This window comes from Paenalcaligenes sp. GW821-LYS-B07-1 (genome assembly GCF_058803365.1).
In genome coordinates this window covers 2,442,230-2,456,672 of record NZ_CM179516.1, presented here as the reverse complement: position 1 = coordinate 2,456,672, position 14,443 = coordinate 2,442,230, and the positions used below count along the sequence as shown (strand labels likewise).

The following is a 14,443-nucleotide window of genomic DNA, read 5'->3' as shown; positions in this document are numbered from 1 at the left end:
CATCACCATGGAAGAACGGAATCAAACTATGCTGCTTTCCGAAAAAGCTTATCAAAGCATCGACAAGGAACTGTTGAAGTTCCCCGATGACCAAAAACGCTCAGCCATTATGGCCTCCTTGGCGATTGCCCAGCAGGAGTTGGGTTGGGTGTCTACCGAGGTAATTGAAGATGTGGCGAACTACTTAGGTGTACCCGCGATTGCGGTACAGGAAGTAGCCACCTTCTACAACATGTTCCAGACGCGTCCTGCTGGCCGTTACACCATTTCTGTATGCACTAACCTGCCTTGCGCCTTGCGTGATGGTGTGAAGTCTGGTGAGTACCTAAAAGAAAAATTGGGTGTGGAGTACGGTGAAACAACAGCAGACGGCTTGTTCACTGTGATTTCAGGCGAATGCATGGGCTCCTGTGGTGATGCGCCTGTGATGCTGGTGAATAACCAGCATATGTGTGTGCGTATGGAAGCTGAGCGTATTGACGCCATGTTGGATGAGCTCAGAAAACAGGGAGAGTCTGCATGAGCGCACCTGATATCTTGAAAAAATTGGCTCAGGGTTTAACCCCCGATCCAGCTAATGATTTATCGCGCAGCATGATTTTTCATGGCCGCCATATCCAGCCTCAAATGTTGGCAGACCTAGACGGTACAAACTGGGGTTTGGAAGATTACGTTAAGCGTGGTGGCTATGAAGCTCTGCGTAAAGTCGTAACCAGCATGACGCCAGATGAAGTTATTGCTGAAGTGAAAGCGTCCGCTTTGCGTGGTCGTGGCGGTGCAGGTTTCCCTACAGGCCTGAAGTGGAGCTTCATGCCTCGTACATTACCAGGTCAAAAATACTTGGTTTGTAACTCTGACGAGGGTGAGCCCGGTACATTTAAAGACCGTGACTTGTTGCGCTTCAATCCACATATCGTGATTGAAGGCATGGCCATTGCTGCGTATGCCATGGGCATTAGTGTTGGCTACAACTACATCCACGGTGAAATTTTTGAAGTCTATCAACGCTTTGAAGAAGCGTTGGAGCAAGCGCGTAAAGCTGGTTTCTTGGGTGACAAACTGTTTGGCACCGACTTTAACTTCCAGTTGCATGCGTTCCACGGTTATGGCGCATACATCTGCGGTGAAGAAACAGCTTTGCTGGAATCCTTAGAAGGTAAAAAAGGTCAGCCACGCTTTAAACCACCATTCCCTGCAAGCTTCGGTTTGTATGGCAAACCAACCACTATTAACAATACGGAAACCTTTGCATCAGTGCCTTGGATTATCCGTAACAGTGGACAGGCATACCAAGAAATTGGCTTGCCTAACGCTGGTGGTACAAAGATTTTCTCAATTTCTGGTGACGTTCAACGTCCTGGTAATTATGAAATCCCATTGGGCACACCATTCTCAACGCTGTTGGAATTGGCTGGTGGCATGCGCGAAGGTCGCAAGCTGAAAGCGGTGATTCCTGGTGGATCGTCTGCGCCGGTATTGCCAGCAGACATCATGATGGCCACAAACATGGACTATGACTCCATTGCCAAAGCAGGCTCTATGCTGGGTTCTGGCGCGGTAATCGTCATGGATGACACTCGTTGCATGGTGAAGAGCCTACTGCGTTTGTCGTACTTCTATCAGCACGAAAGCTGTGGTCAATGTACACCGTGCCGTGAAGGTACAGGTTGGTTGTGGCGCATGGTTCATCGTATCGAGAACGGCAAGGGTAGACCTGAAGATCTGGATATGTTGGACGAAATCGCCCAAAACATCATGGGTCGTACGATTTGTGCGTTGGGGGATGCGGCGGCTATGCCAGTACGCAGCTTCATCAAACATTTCCGCGACGAGTTCGCACACCACATCGAGCACAGTGACTGTGTGGTGCCCAAATATTTGTAGGCTCAGGACGAACTAATGGTAGAACTCACCATCGACGGCATCAAACTAGAAGCTCCTGAAGGCAGCATGGTTATCCAGGCTGCACAGGACGCTGGGGTGTATGTGCCGCACTTCTGTTATCACAAAAAACTAAGCATTGCGGCTAACTGCCGTATGTGTTTGGTTGATGTTGAAAAAGCCCCTAAACCTTTGCCTGCGTGTGCGACACCAGTGACAAACGGTATGGTGGTACGTACACGTTCGGAAAAAGCCATCGCCGCGCAGAAAAGCGTGATGGAATTCCTGCTGATTAATCACCCATTGGATTGCCCGGTTTGTGACCAGGGCGGTGAGTGTCAGTTGCAGGATTTGGCCGTAGGGTATGGCGGCTCTGAATCCCGTTATCAGGAAGAAAAACGTGTGGTCGTGGCCAAAGAAATGGGGCCACTGATCTCCACAGAGGCTATGCAACGTTGCATTCACTGTACACGCTGTGTGCGTACTGGCGAAGAAATCGCTGGTCTGCAAGAGGTGGGTATGTTGAATCGTGGCGAACACGCGGAAATTACAACGTTCGTGGGCCGTGCTGTAGAGTCCGAGTTGTCCGGTAACATGATTGACGTGTGCCCAGTTGGCGCGCTGTTGTCTAAACCGTTCCACTTCAAAGCACGCACATGGGAATTAGCGCGTCGCCATTCCGTAAGTCCACACGACAGTATGGGTGCAAACCTAGTTGTTCAGTCCAAAATGGACCGCGTGTTGCGCGTAGTACCTTTTGAGAATGAAGCAGTAAACGAGTGCTGGATCAGCGACCGTGATCGTTTCTCTTACACAGGTTTGTACACCGAAGACCGTCTGACACACCCAATGATTCGTGGTAGTGACGGTACATGGCGTGAAGCATCTTGGAGCGATGCACTACAACACGTAGTGGCCGCGATGAATGCGATACGTGAAAAATTCGGTGCAGATCAAATTGGCGGTTTGGGTAGTCCAACAGCTACAACGGAAGAGTTGGCCTTGTTGGCACGTTTGATGCGTGCTCTGGGTTCAGAGAACATTGACTTCCGTTTGCGCCAGATTGACGCACGTTTGGATCAAGCATTGGCAGGTACTCCATGGTTGGGTATGCCATTGACTCAGTTGAACGAGTTGGATCGTGTTCTGGTCGTCGGTTCCTTCCTGCGTAAAGATCACCCATTGATGGCACAACGTCTACGTCAAGCAGTGAAAGCAGGTGCGCAAGTGTCCTTCATCGACTCCGCTGCTGATGATCCGCATTTTGCGCATATCCACCAGCGTATGACGGTTGCACCTAGCCAAATTGCTAACGCAGTGGCTGAGGTGGCTGTAGCATTGTCTGAGGCTGCTGGTGTAGCCGTTCCTGCTGAGTTGGCTGGCGTTCAAGTTAGCGCAGAAGCACGACGCATTGCTGAGAGCTTGAGCTCTGGTGAGAAAGTGGCTGTGTTCTTGGGTAACGTTGTAGTGTCTAGCGATCAAGCTAGCGTCATTGCAGCGAATGCCGCTGCAGCAGCTACAGCAGCTAAAGCAACATTGGGATGGTTGACTACTGGTGGTAACACTGTTGGTGGTTACTTGGCTAACGCTGTGCCTGCAAACGGTGCATTGACGGCTGAGCAAATGTTGGCGCAAAGCCTGCGTGCTTACTTTGTACTGCACACAGAGCCAGCTTTTGATAGCGACTACGGTGCACGCGCAGTGGAAACACTGAAAGCAGCAGCGTTGTCCGTTGCATTGACACCATTTCGCAGTGCTGCGGAAGAGTGGGCTGATGTGATGTTGCCAATTGCTCCATTTACAGAAACTTCAGGTTCTTTCGTGAACGCTGAAGGTCGTGTACAGAGCTTCAAAGGTGCTGCGGCTCCTCTGGGTGAAACTCGCCCTGGTTGGAAAGTACTACGTGTGTTGGGTAACTTGTTCCAGTTGGATGGTTTTGATGACGAGACTTCCGAGTCCGTTCGCGACACCGTACTGGCAGCAGGTATTGAGTCCCGCCTGAACAACACAATCAATGCTAAACCAGCATTGATTGCTGCTGCTGAAGGTCTAGAGCGCGTCACTGATGTACCTATTTACCGTACAGATGCGTTGGTACGCCGTGCTGAACCATTGCAACAAACACCTGCAAGTGCGTTGCCTACAGCGCGCATGAATGCTGTCACACTTGAAAAAATGTCGCTGGCTGACGGTGAAAGTGTACGTGTACGTTCTGCTCAAGGTGAAACCGTCTTGCCAGTTCAATTGGATGACACGGTGGCATCGGGTTGCGTACGTATTGCGACCGCGTTTGCAGAAACTGCATCGTTGGGAAGCAGCTTCGGTCAACTGACAGTGGAGCGTGTCTAAATGGAACTGCTGACTACTATTCAAAACTTCGGCGAAGGTTTGATTGGTCCTACCGCATGGTATGTGGTGTGGACACTGATCAAAATCGTATGTATCGCTTTGCCGATCATCATCTGCGTAGCCTACCTGACATACTGGGAACGTAAGATGATTGGTTTTATGCACTCTCGTAAAGGTCCAAACCGCGTGGGTCCAGGTGGTTTGTTGCAACCTTTTGCTGACGTGTTCAAACTATTGACCAAAGAAGTTATTGTGCCTAGCAAGGCCAATAAAGTGCTGTTTCTATTGGGGCCAGTGGTAACGTTGATGCCTGCTTTGGCAGCATGGGCGGTGATTCCATTTGGTCCAGAAGTGGTCTTGGCAAACATTAACGCAGGCTTGTTGTACATCTTGGCGATTACGTCTCTGGGGGTGTACGGCGTGATTGTGGCAGGTTGGGCTTCTAACTCTAAGTATGCATTGTTGGGTGGTCTGCGTGCAGCTGCTCAGGTGTTGTCTTACGAGTTGGCGATTGGTTTTGTGCTGATTACTGTCTTGTTGGTATCCGGCACATTGAACCTGAGCGAAATCGTTTTGAGCCAAGATCGAGGTATGTTTGCTGATAGCGGTTTGAACTTCCTGTCATGGAACTGGTTGCCGCTATTGCCATTGTTTGTGGTTTACGTGATTTCTGCTGTGGCAGAAACCAACCGTCACCCATTTGACGTGGTGGAAGGTGAGTCCGAGCTTGTTGCGGGCCCAATGGTAGAGTACTCAGGTATGGGTTTTGCTCTATTCTTCCTGGGCGAATATGCCAACATGATCTTGTTGTCGGCTCTGGCATCCATCATGTTCTTGGGCGGCTGGTTGCCAATCGTTGACTTTGCACCCTTTACCTGGATTCCAGGCTGGTTGTGGCTGGGTCTGAAAACCTTTGTTGTTGTGTCGATGTTCATTTGGTTCCGTGCGACATTCCCACGTTACCGCTATGACCAAATCATGCGTTTGGGCTGGAAAGTGTTTATTCCGCTGACAGGTATCTGGCTGCTGGTAGTCGCGATCTGGATGCAGACACCCTGGAACATCTGGCAATAAGGCTCGGGGGCTAAATAATTATGGAAGCGATTAAAGATTTTTTTGGCAGCCTGATGCTGTCCGAGATGCTGAAAGGGATGCGTCTGACTGGGCGTTACTTTTTCCGCCGCAAAATTACGCTGCATTATCCACAGGAAAAAACGCCTACCTCGGCGCGTTTTCGTGGCTTGCACGCATTGCGCCGCTACCCCAATGGTGAGGAGCGCTGCATTGCCTGTAAATTATGCGAAGCAGTTTGCCCAGCCTTGGCCATCTCTATCGAATCAGACGAGCGTGCCGATGGTACACGTCGTACTACACGTTACGACATCGATTTAACTAAATGCATTTTCTGCGGTTTTTGTGAAGAAAGTTGCCCAGTTGACTCCATCGTGGAAACACACATCCACGAATACCATGGTGAGAAACGTGGCGATTTGTACTTCACAAAAGAAATGTTGTTGGCAGTAGGTGACCGTTACGAGTCCGAAATTGCTGAGCGACGTGCCGCTGATGCGCCTTACCGCTAAGACAGGAGCAGAATACTCATGTTTTCAACGATTCTGTTTTACGTGCTGGCGCTGGTTCTTGTCATCGCTGGGTTCCGTGTAGTCACGGCACGCAGCCCAGTGACAGCCGTGCTGCATTTGATTTTGACATTTTTTACGGCAGCAATGCTGTGGATCTCGATGGGGGCCGAGTTCTTGGGCCTGTTGCTCCTCGTGGTTTACGTTGGTGCCGTAATGGTGATGTTCTTGTTTGTGATCATGTTGCTGGATGTGCGTATGCCATCTGTGACAGAGCACTTCAAGGCCTACATGCCAGTGGGCTCCATCGTGGGTCTGATCATGATTGCCGAAATGGCGATTGTATTGTTGCGCGCTTGGGTGGAAGCACCTGAGGCTGCTGTAATGCCTGAAAACTACAACAACACTAAAGTGCTGGGTGTGCTGATGTACACCGAGTATGTGATGGCTGTACAGGTGGGTGGGGTAATCCTGCTGGTAGGTATGGTAGCCGCTATTGCGTTGACACTGCGTCGCCGTTCCGATGTGAAGCGCACAGTTTCTTCCAAACAAGTCAAAGTACGTGCTGAAGACCGTCTGCGTCTGGTAAGTATGACTGCACAAGTGGAACAAGCATCTGCTGCTTCAGAAACTAACAGCGCTGGAGATAAACAATGATGACACTAGGGTTGACGCACTATCTGGTTTTAGGTGCCGTCCTGTTTACTATCGGTTTGTTGGGTTTCTTCTTCAATCGCCGCAATCTGCTGATCCTCTTGATGTCCGTCGAGCTGATCCTGCTTTCCGCGAACATAAACTTCGTTGCATTTTCTACCTGGTCAGGTGATGTTGCAGGGCAGATTTTTGTTTTCTTTGTGTTAACCGTTGCAGCTGCTGAAGCAGCTATAGGTCTGGCAATTCTGGTATTGCTGTTCCGTAACTTGCAATCGATTAGCGTAAACAAACTTGACCAGCTCAAGGGTTGATGGGATCGCACATACTATGAACTCACCAAGTCTTTATTTACTTATTGCATTGGCTCCCCTGGTCGGGGCCATGGTGGCTGGTCTTTTTGGTACCGGCTTTCTGGGCCGTTTTATCGGCAAGAAAGCGGCACACAGTATCACCATTTTGGGTGTGTTAATTTCCTTCATCGGTTCGGTGATGGTGTTGATGCAGACCATTGATGGTCAAACCTACAACGGTGCTGTGTACACATGGGCCACTATTGGTAACGTAAGCTGGGAAATCGGTTTCCTGATTGACCGCTTAACTGCACTGATGATGGTTGTGGTTACTTCCGTATCTCTGATGGTGCACATTTACACCATCGGGTATATGGCTGAAGACCCAGGCTACCAGCGTTTCTTCTCTTACATCTCGCTGTTTACTTTCTCAATGTTGATGCTGGTCATGTCTAACAACATGTTGCAGTTGTTCTTCGGTTGGGAAGCAGTGGGTCTGGTCTCTTACCTGTTGATCGGTTTCTGGTACGAGCGTAAAACTGCGATTTTCGCAAACATGAAAGCCTTCTTGGTGAACCGTGTTGGTGACTTCGGTTTTGTGCTGGGTATTGGTTTGCTGTACGCCTACACAGGTAGCATGCGTTACGACGATGTGTTCGCGCATGTAGCACAACTGAGCACCATGAAATTTCCAGGTACTGACTGGCAATTGCTGACAGTGGCATGTATTGCGCTGTTCGTAGGTGCTATGGGTAAATCTGCTCAGGTACCTCTGCACTCTTGGTTGCCTGACTCCATGGAAGGTCCTACACCTATTTCCGCGTTGATTCACGCGGCGACGATGGTGACAGCTGGTATCTTCATGGTGGCTCGTTTCTCACCTGTGTACGAACATTCCACCACAGCGTTGTCTCTGATCATTGTGATCGGTGCGATTGGTGCGTTGTTCTTGGGTGCGCTGGGCATTATCCAAAACGATATTAAACGTGTTGTGGCGTATTCCACATTGTCCCAGTTGGGTTACATGACTGTGGCACTGGGTGCATCGACATACTCCGTAGCGATCTTCCACTTGATGACACACGCCTTCTTTAAAGCGTTGCTGTTCTTGGGTGCAGGTTCTGTGATTATCGGTATGCATCACAATCAAGATATCCGTGCAATGGGTGGGCTGCGTAAATACATGCCTATCACATGGATCACATTCTTGATCGGTACGTTGGCATTGGTTGGTACACCGTTCTTCTCTGGTTTCTACTCCAAAGAAAGCATCATTGAAGCAGCACATGCTGCCGCTGAAGCTGGTTTGTGGGGTGCAAACTTTGCGTACTACAGTGTGCTGATTGGCGTGTTTGTGACATCGCTGTACTCTTTCCGTCTGTACTTCCTGGTATTCCACGGTAAAGAAAACTTCCGCAATCCTTCTAAAGAAGCGTTGGGCGATCACCATGCGCTGGAAGGCAATCCTCACGAGTCCCCATGGGTCGTGACTGTACCTTTGCTGTTGTTGGCTGTGCCATCCATCATCACAGGTATCTGGTTTGTGGATCCACTGCTGTACGGTAGTTTCTTTGACAACATCATCACCGTTCATCCAGAAGAACACCCAGCAATTGTTGAGTTGGCTTCCGGGTGGCAAGGCTGGATGGCATACGCTTTGCACGGTTTTGTGACAGTGCCATTCTTCCTGGTGGTAGCGGGTATGGTCGTAGCATGGTATTGCTACTTGATTAACCCAGCTGTGCCGGCCGCGATTAAACGCAACACAGCGTTTATCAACAAGGTCATGGAAAACAAATACTACGTGGACTGGTTCAACGAACAGGTCATTGCTCGCGGTGCTCGTTGTTTGGGTACTGGTCTCTGGAAAGGGGCAGATGCAGGTCTGATTGACGGTCTGATCGTCAACGGTAGCGCTCGTGTAGTAGGTTGGGTGGCTGCGGTATCTCGCCGTATCCAATCCGGTTTCATCTACCACTACGCTTTTGCCATGATCATCGGTATTGTGGTGCTCCTGACATTCTTTGTGCTGACGGTTAAATAATGGCAAGCGATATGGTGTCTTCAACATTTCCCTGGTTATCGCTCTCAATCTTTGTGCCTATCGTTGCCGGCCTTCTGGTGCTGGCACTGGGGCGCGATGACCGTGCCAACTTCACGCGTACTTTGGCGCTGATTGGTGCGATTGCGAGTTTTCTGGTAACAATTCCGCTGTACACGGGGTTCGACCCCAGTACAGCTGATCTGCAGTTTGTAGAGCTGACTCCCTGGATCCAGACGTTTTCCGTCAACTACCACTTAGGTGTGGATGGTATTTCGTTGTGGTTCGTTTTGCTGACTGCTTTCATCACTATTATTGTGGTGTTGGCTGGTTGGGAAGTCATTAAGGATCGCGTAGCCCAATATATGGGTGCGTTCCTGATCTTGTCCGGTTTGATGATTGGTGTGTTTGCAGCTGCCGACGGTATGCTGTTCTACATCTTCTTCGAAGCTACCTTGATCCCTATGTACATCATCATCGGGGTATGGGGTGGTCCACGTCGAGTGTACGCATCGTTCAAGTTCTTCCTGTACACCTTGCTGGGTTCTTTGTTGACCCTGGTAGCGTTCATCTATCTGTGGAACGTATCCGGTGGCAGTTTTGATATCAAAACGTGGCACGATGTGGCCTTGCCAATCAAACCGCAAATCTTGATCTTCTTGGCATTGTTCATGGCATTTGCTGTGAAAGTTCCAATGTGGCCTGTACACACATGGTTGCCTGATGCTCACGTGGAAGCGCCTACAGGTGGTTCCGTTGTGCTGGCAGCAATCATGTTGAAATTGGGTGCATACGGCTTCTTGCGTTTCTCGTTGCCTATTGCTCCTGATGCATCGCACACTCTGTCTGGTTTCATGATTACTCTGTCTCTGGTTGCCGTGATCTACATTGGTCTGGTAGCGATTGTTCAGAAAGACATGAAAAAACTGGTGGCGTATTCTTCCGTTGCGCACATGGGTTTCGTGACGCTGGGTTTCTTCATCTTCAACGCCACCGGTATGGAAGGCGCGATCATGCAGATGATTTCCCACGGTTTCGTGTCTGGCGCGATGTTCCTGTGTATTGGTGTGCTGTACGACCGTTTGCACTCACGTGAAATCTCTGACTACGGTGGTGTAGTGAGCGTAATGCCACGTTTTGTGACCTTCTTCGTACTGTTCTCCATGGCTAACGCCGGCTTGCCTGGTACCAGTGGCTTTATCGGTGAGTTCACCGTGATCATGGGTGCTGTGCAGTACAACTTCTGGATTGGTCTGTTGACTGCTACGGCTCTGATTACCGGTGCTTCCTATTCGCTGTGGTTGCTGAAACGCGTAGCGTACGGCCCCATCACCAATGACAACGTGCGCAGCATGCCTGACCTAAGTGGTCGTGAGTTCTTCATCATGGCTGTGATGGCAATTGCTGTGTTGTACATGGGTGTGTATCCAAAACCGTTCACAGAAGTCATGCACGTTTCGGTTGATGCACTGTTGCAGCATGTGTCTGTATCGAAACTGTAGGCCTGGAAGATTATGGAAAATTCATTTGATTTCGCGTTAGCGCTACCTGAAATTGTGTTGCTGATCTCAGCAGCGCTGGTACTGCTGTTCGATGCTTTTAATAAAGGTGAAAACCGCCACAGCACGTTTGTGCTGTCGCTGGTTTCACTGGTGATCGTGGCTTGTGTCACGTTGTGGCAGTGGAATGCCGACATGTACGGCACTTCTTTCAGTGGTTTGTATGTGGTTGATCCACTGTCCCACTTCCTGAAGTTTGTGTCTTACATCGCTGTAGCGGTTACGTTGATCTATGGGCGTGGTTACGCTGAAGATCGTGGTCTGCTGCAAAACGGTGGTGAACTCTACACGCTGACCTTAATGGCGTTGTTGGGTCAGATGCTGATGATCTCTGCTGGCAGCTTGTTAATGGCTTACTTGGGCCTAGAGCTGATGTCCTTTGCGTTGTACGCATTGGTAGCATTGCGTCGCGAACACCAGACTTCCGTCGAAGCAGCCATGAAGTACTTTGTGCTGGGCGCATTGGCTTCCGGTATCTTCTTGTACGGTATGTCCATGATCTACGGTGCAACTGGCACGTTGAATCTGGGTCAAATCGCTGCTGCGATTTCCACAGGTGAAGCGAACCATCTGACACTGGTGTTTGGCGTGGTGTTTATCGTGGCTGGTTTGGGTTTCAAACTGACTGCAGCACCTTTCCATATGTGGACACCTGACGTGTATCAAGGTGCTCCTACAACGGTAGCGCTGGTGATTGCTGCTGCGCCAAAATTGGCAGCTGTCGCAATGGCTCTGCGTCTGTTGATCGAAGCACTGCACGGTATTGCTATTGATTGGCAGCCAATGCTGATGTTGTTGGCGATTGCTTCGCTGATTATCGGTAACCTGACAGCGATCATGCAGACCAACTTCAAGCGTATGTTGGCGTTCTCCACTGTGTCGCACATGGGTTTCATCTTCTTGGGCTTCATGGCTGGTGTAGGTGCAGATGGCTTGGTGAACGAAGACGCTTACGGTGCTTCTTTGTTCTACGCTGTGATCTATGTACTGACTACGCTGAGCACGTTTGGTCTGATGCTGGTGCTGAGCCGCCAAGGTTTCGAATGTGAAAACATTGATGACTTTAAAGGTTTGAACCGTCGTCACCCAGTCTTGGCGTTTGTACTGTTGCTGTCCATGTTCTCGTTGGCAGGTATTCCTCCGCTGGCTGGCTTCTACGCTAAACTGGCTATCTTGCAAGCAGTGATTGGTGCTGGTTACATCAGCGTAGCGATCGTAGCGGTATTGATGTCTTTGATTGGTGCGTTCTACTACCTGCGCGTTGTTAAAGTGGCTTACTTTGACGAACCAGAAGAGAAAAATGCAGAACCATTGTCTTTGGGTTGGGTAACTGGCGGCATCCTGTCTCTGAATGGTTTGTTGGTGCTGGTTTACGGTATACTGCCCAGCGGCTTGCTGGCACTGTGTGTGCAAGTTATCCGTGATTCGTTGGTTTTCTACTAAGAGGTAATGTATGGGACAGGGCACGGCAGTTTGGGTTTTGATTGCACTAGCGTTTGTGACGGCTAATCTTCCCTTTATTGTTCAACGTCCCCTGTTCTGTATGCCTTGGCGTCACGTAGGCGAGGCAGAAGGTTCGACAGCCATCAGGCTGTTGCGCTGTGTGGTGATGGCAGCACTGGTTGCTGCCGCTGCCTATGCCTCGCATTACTATATTTCCCGTGCTTTTTTCAATAGCAGCACTGTGCTTCTGTTAACAGTAGCAGCAGTGGTTGTGGTGTTTGCGGTGTTGATGTGGTTGCCAGGTTTCTGGTTACGCAGTCAGCCTGCTATTGAAAAAGGTGTGATTACACGTCTTATAGAGTTTGTCATACTGTTTGTGTTGATGGGGGTTCTGGGCTTTGCCTTTGAAGCCAGTCAAGGTAACGTTTTTCCACAGCGCTGGGAGTTCTATGCCATTGGCCTGTGTTTGTACGTGGTGTTAGGCTATCCAGGCTTTGTGTTCCGCTACTTGGTGAAACGACGCCGTGGTGTAGCAGCCATGGCAGCAGACGGTCTGTACTAATACGTTATTTCTTTCCGTGTTGTAACCCTTTGAACTACTACTATGCCTCTTGATTCGGTTTGGTAGTGTGGGCAAAGGGTTTTCTTTTTGTGCGTACGTATCATGTCACATCTGATTCTTCAGTCTCCATGTCTTAATCCTGTTGCTATAGAGAAAATCGCCGCTTTGGTTAGCGCAAATGGCGTGCAGGAGCTTGGTCCTACCGTAGTGCGTCTGTTGCAAGCAGACGCAAGTTGCAAAGAGGTAGTGCAAGCTGAGTGCGAACGTAAAGGTATAGATTTCGCTTTCTTGGACAACATCCAACTACTGCGCGAGTGCCGTATTTTGGCAATGGATATGGATTCCACGCTCATTAATATCGAGTGTATTGATGAAATTGCCGCCGCAGTAGGCCGTAAAGAGCAAGTGTCCGCGATCACTGAAGCCGCGATGCGAGGCGAGATTAAAGATTTCTCTGAGAGCCTGATTCGACGTGTGGCGTTGTTGGAAGGTGTGCCTGAGTCTGCATTGCAGCAGGTGTACGAACAGCGTTTGAATCTGAATGCAGGCGCTGAGCGCTTAGTAGGCGAAGCTAAAAAACACGGTGTACGCACTTTGTTGGTGTCAGGTGGCTTCACTTTCTTTACTGAAAAGCTGAAGGCTCGTTTGGGTATTGATGAAGCTTATGCCAATACGCTGGAAGTACGTGATGGCAAGCTGACGGGGCGTGTATTGGGTGATATTTTGGATGCACAAGCCAAGGCAGATCACGTAGCACGTTTGGCTGCAGAGCTAAACGCTACACCAGAGCAGATCATTGCTGTTGGTGATGGTGCTAACGATTTGAAAATGATGGCCAAGGCGTATTACTCAGTGGCATACAGAGCAAAACCAGTAGTGCAAGAGCAAGCGCGCTATGCGTTGAATCATGCACCGCTAGACGGCATTATTAACTGGTTTAGACTGAGTTTCTAAATAGCCTTCGCTAGTCATGAAAAAAGCCTGCATGTGATGAGCATGCAGGCTTTTTTGTGGCGAACAGCGTTTAGGCTTTTCTAAATACCAGAGCCAAACCAGCAAGAATAGCCACCATTCCCACCAGTGCTAAAGCGGGTAGAGCATTGCCAAGAAACACGTAGTCCATAATCACCGTGACAACAGGCACTAGGTAAAACAAACTAGTGATGTTGACGAGGTTGCCAGAACGTATCATGCGATACAGCAGTAATTGTGCAGCTACAGAAATGACTAAACCTAGCCAGAGCAATGGAATGAGTAAACCCCAGTCCAGATGAAGTGTTTGGGTCTCAAAAGGTAGTACCACGACACACAAAAGCAGGGTCATCACATACTGCAGTGGTAACACGGCATCGGGGGCTTGTTGAATACGCTTTTGTTTGAGCGAACCAAAGGTGATGCAGGCTAGTGCTCCTAAGCCGTAAATCAAGCCTAGCGTGGAGATATTCACTACGGAGGCACCTTGCCATACTACTAGCGCTAAACCGGCCATAGAGAGTAGTAAACCGCTTAATCGCCACACCGAGAATTTGCGCTCAGTCAGTAGCAACGTAAGCACCGGCTGCGTACCTAATAGTGTCGCCAGGAGACCAGGGGTAATACCGTGTGCCATGGATTGGAAATAGCAGATTGAGTAGCCACCTACTAACAGCAATCCGGTACTAGCAACTTGCAGCCTAGTCCCTTTAGCAGGCCAGATGGGTCTACGTAAGCCTAAAAGCAATAAAGCGCCCATGGCTAACGAAAACCGCAATAGCAATAAGACCGTAGGAGAGGCGTAATCTAGGCCCCAGCGGGTGAAAAGGGCGGCACTGCCCCATAACAAGACAAATAAACCCATGGCAGCATGTGCTGACCATGCTGGATTAAAAAATGACATGATGTTCTCATCTAATAGAAACTATATGCGTCAACAATCAGTCGCCTTGTAGGCGATAGGTGAAAGTCGAGAAGACGTGATGTGGTCGTTAGACTACTGCTACGACGCGAGCTACAACTACGCTAGACATCACTGGGGGTGCTATAGATGAGGGAGGGGGAGGATTAGCCGCATTCACGCGCACACCAGCCGCCCAAGTAGGGCAAGC

13 protein-coding genes are annotated in these 14,443 nt (G+C 49.6%); 12 read left to right on the top strand and 1 reads right to left on the bottom strand.

Going from position 1 to position 14,443, the window contains the following annotated elements:
* Positions 1 to 28 precede the first annotated feature (28 nt).
* The 12 genes from nuoE (at position 29) to serB (ending at position 13,313) form a co-directional block, all read left to right on the top strand.
* Positions 29 to 523: an NADH-quinone oxidoreductase subunit NuoE gene (nuoE, locus tag AC3QL0_RS11745; protein WP_493010988.1), complete on the top strand. Its 495-nt coding sequence runs from the start codon at positions 29 to 31 to the stop codon at positions 521 to 523.
* Positions 520 to 1,884 (top strand): NADH-quinone oxidoreductase subunit NuoF, encoded by a 1,365-nt coding sequence (gene nuoF / locus AC3QL0_RS11740; RefSeq protein WP_493008641.1) that lies wholly within the window; start codon positions 520 to 522, stop codon positions 1,882 to 1,884. The genes nuoE and nuoF overlap by 4 nt, the downstream gene beginning before the upstream one ends.
* A 15-nt stretch (positions 1,885 to 1,899) precedes the next feature.
* Entirely contained in the window at positions 1,900 to 4,230 is a 2,331-nt protein-coding gene (nuoG, locus tag AC3QL0_RS11735) for an NADH-quinone oxidoreductase subunit NuoG (RefSeq protein ID WP_493008640.1), read from the top strand.
* A complete protein-coding gene (gene nuoH, locus AC3QL0_RS11730) occupies positions 4,231 to 5,304 on the top strand; it encodes an NADH-quinone oxidoreductase subunit NuoH (RefSeq protein ID WP_493008639.1) in 1,074 nt (357 codons plus the stop codon).
* A gap of 20 nt (positions 5,305 to 5,324) precedes the next feature.
* Complete coding sequence (nuoI, locus tag AC3QL0_RS11725) at positions 5,325 to 5,813, top strand: NADH-quinone oxidoreductase subunit NuoI (RefSeq protein ID WP_135861454.1); 489 nt, start codon at positions 5,325 to 5,327, stop codon at positions 5,811 to 5,813.
* A gap of 18 nt (positions 5,814 to 5,831) precedes the next feature.
* Complete coding sequence (locus AC3QL0_RS11720) at positions 5,832 to 6,467, top strand: NADH-quinone oxidoreductase subunit J (RefSeq protein ID WP_493008638.1); 636 nt, start codon at positions 5,832 to 5,834, stop codon at positions 6,465 to 6,467.
* Positions 6,467 to 6,775 carry an NADH-quinone oxidoreductase subunit NuoK gene (gene nuoK / locus AC3QL0_RS11715; RefSeq protein ID WP_493010987.1) on the top strand — a complete coding sequence of 103 codons (309 nt, stop codon included), beginning with the start codon at positions 6,467 to 6,469 and terminating at the stop codon, positions 6,773 to 6,775. Before AC3QL0_RS11720 ends, nuoK begins: the two co-directional genes overlap by 1 nt.
* A gap of 16 nt (positions 6,776 to 6,791) precedes the next feature.
* On the top strand, positions 6,792 to 8,798 hold the full coding sequence (gene nuoL, locus AC3QL0_RS11710; RefSeq protein ID WP_493008637.1) for an NADH-quinone oxidoreductase subunit L: 2,007 nt from the start codon (positions 6,792 to 6,794) through the stop codon (positions 8,796 to 8,798).
* Positions 8,799 to 8,809: 11 nt separating this feature from the next.
* Positions 8,810 to 10,297: an NADH-quinone oxidoreductase subunit M gene (locus AC3QL0_RS11705; protein WP_168246776.1), complete on the top strand. Its 1,488-nt coding sequence runs from the start codon at positions 8,810 to 8,812 to the stop codon at positions 10,295 to 10,297.
* A gap of 9 nt (positions 10,298 to 10,306) precedes the next feature.
* Positions 10,307 to 11,797, top strand: coding sequence for an NADH-quinone oxidoreductase subunit NuoN (nuoN, locus tag AC3QL0_RS11700; protein ID WP_493010986.1), 1,491 nt, complete (start codon positions 10,307 to 10,309; stop codon positions 11,795 to 11,797).
* A 10-nt stretch (positions 11,798 to 11,807) separates the two neighbouring features.
* A complete protein-coding gene (locus tag AC3QL0_RS11695) occupies positions 11,808 to 12,359 on the top strand; it encodes a DUF2818 family protein (RefSeq protein WP_493008636.1) in 552 nt (183 codons plus the stop codon).
* Positions 12,360 to 12,461: 102 nt separating this feature from the next.
* A complete protein-coding gene (gene serB / locus AC3QL0_RS11690) occupies positions 12,462 to 13,313 on the top strand; it encodes a phosphoserine phosphatase SerB (protein ID WP_493008635.1) in 852 nt (283 codons plus the stop codon).
* A gap of 70 nt (positions 13,314 to 13,383) precedes the next feature.
* On the opposite strand, the gene AC3QL0_RS11685 is transcribed toward serB, so the two are convergent.
* On the bottom strand, positions 13,384 to 14,235 hold the full coding sequence (locus tag AC3QL0_RS11685) for a DMT family transporter (RefSeq protein ID WP_493008634.1): 852 nt from the start codon (positions 14,233 to 14,235) through the stop codon (positions 13,384 to 13,386).
* Between the last annotated feature and the right edge of the window lie 208 nt (positions 14,236 to 14,443).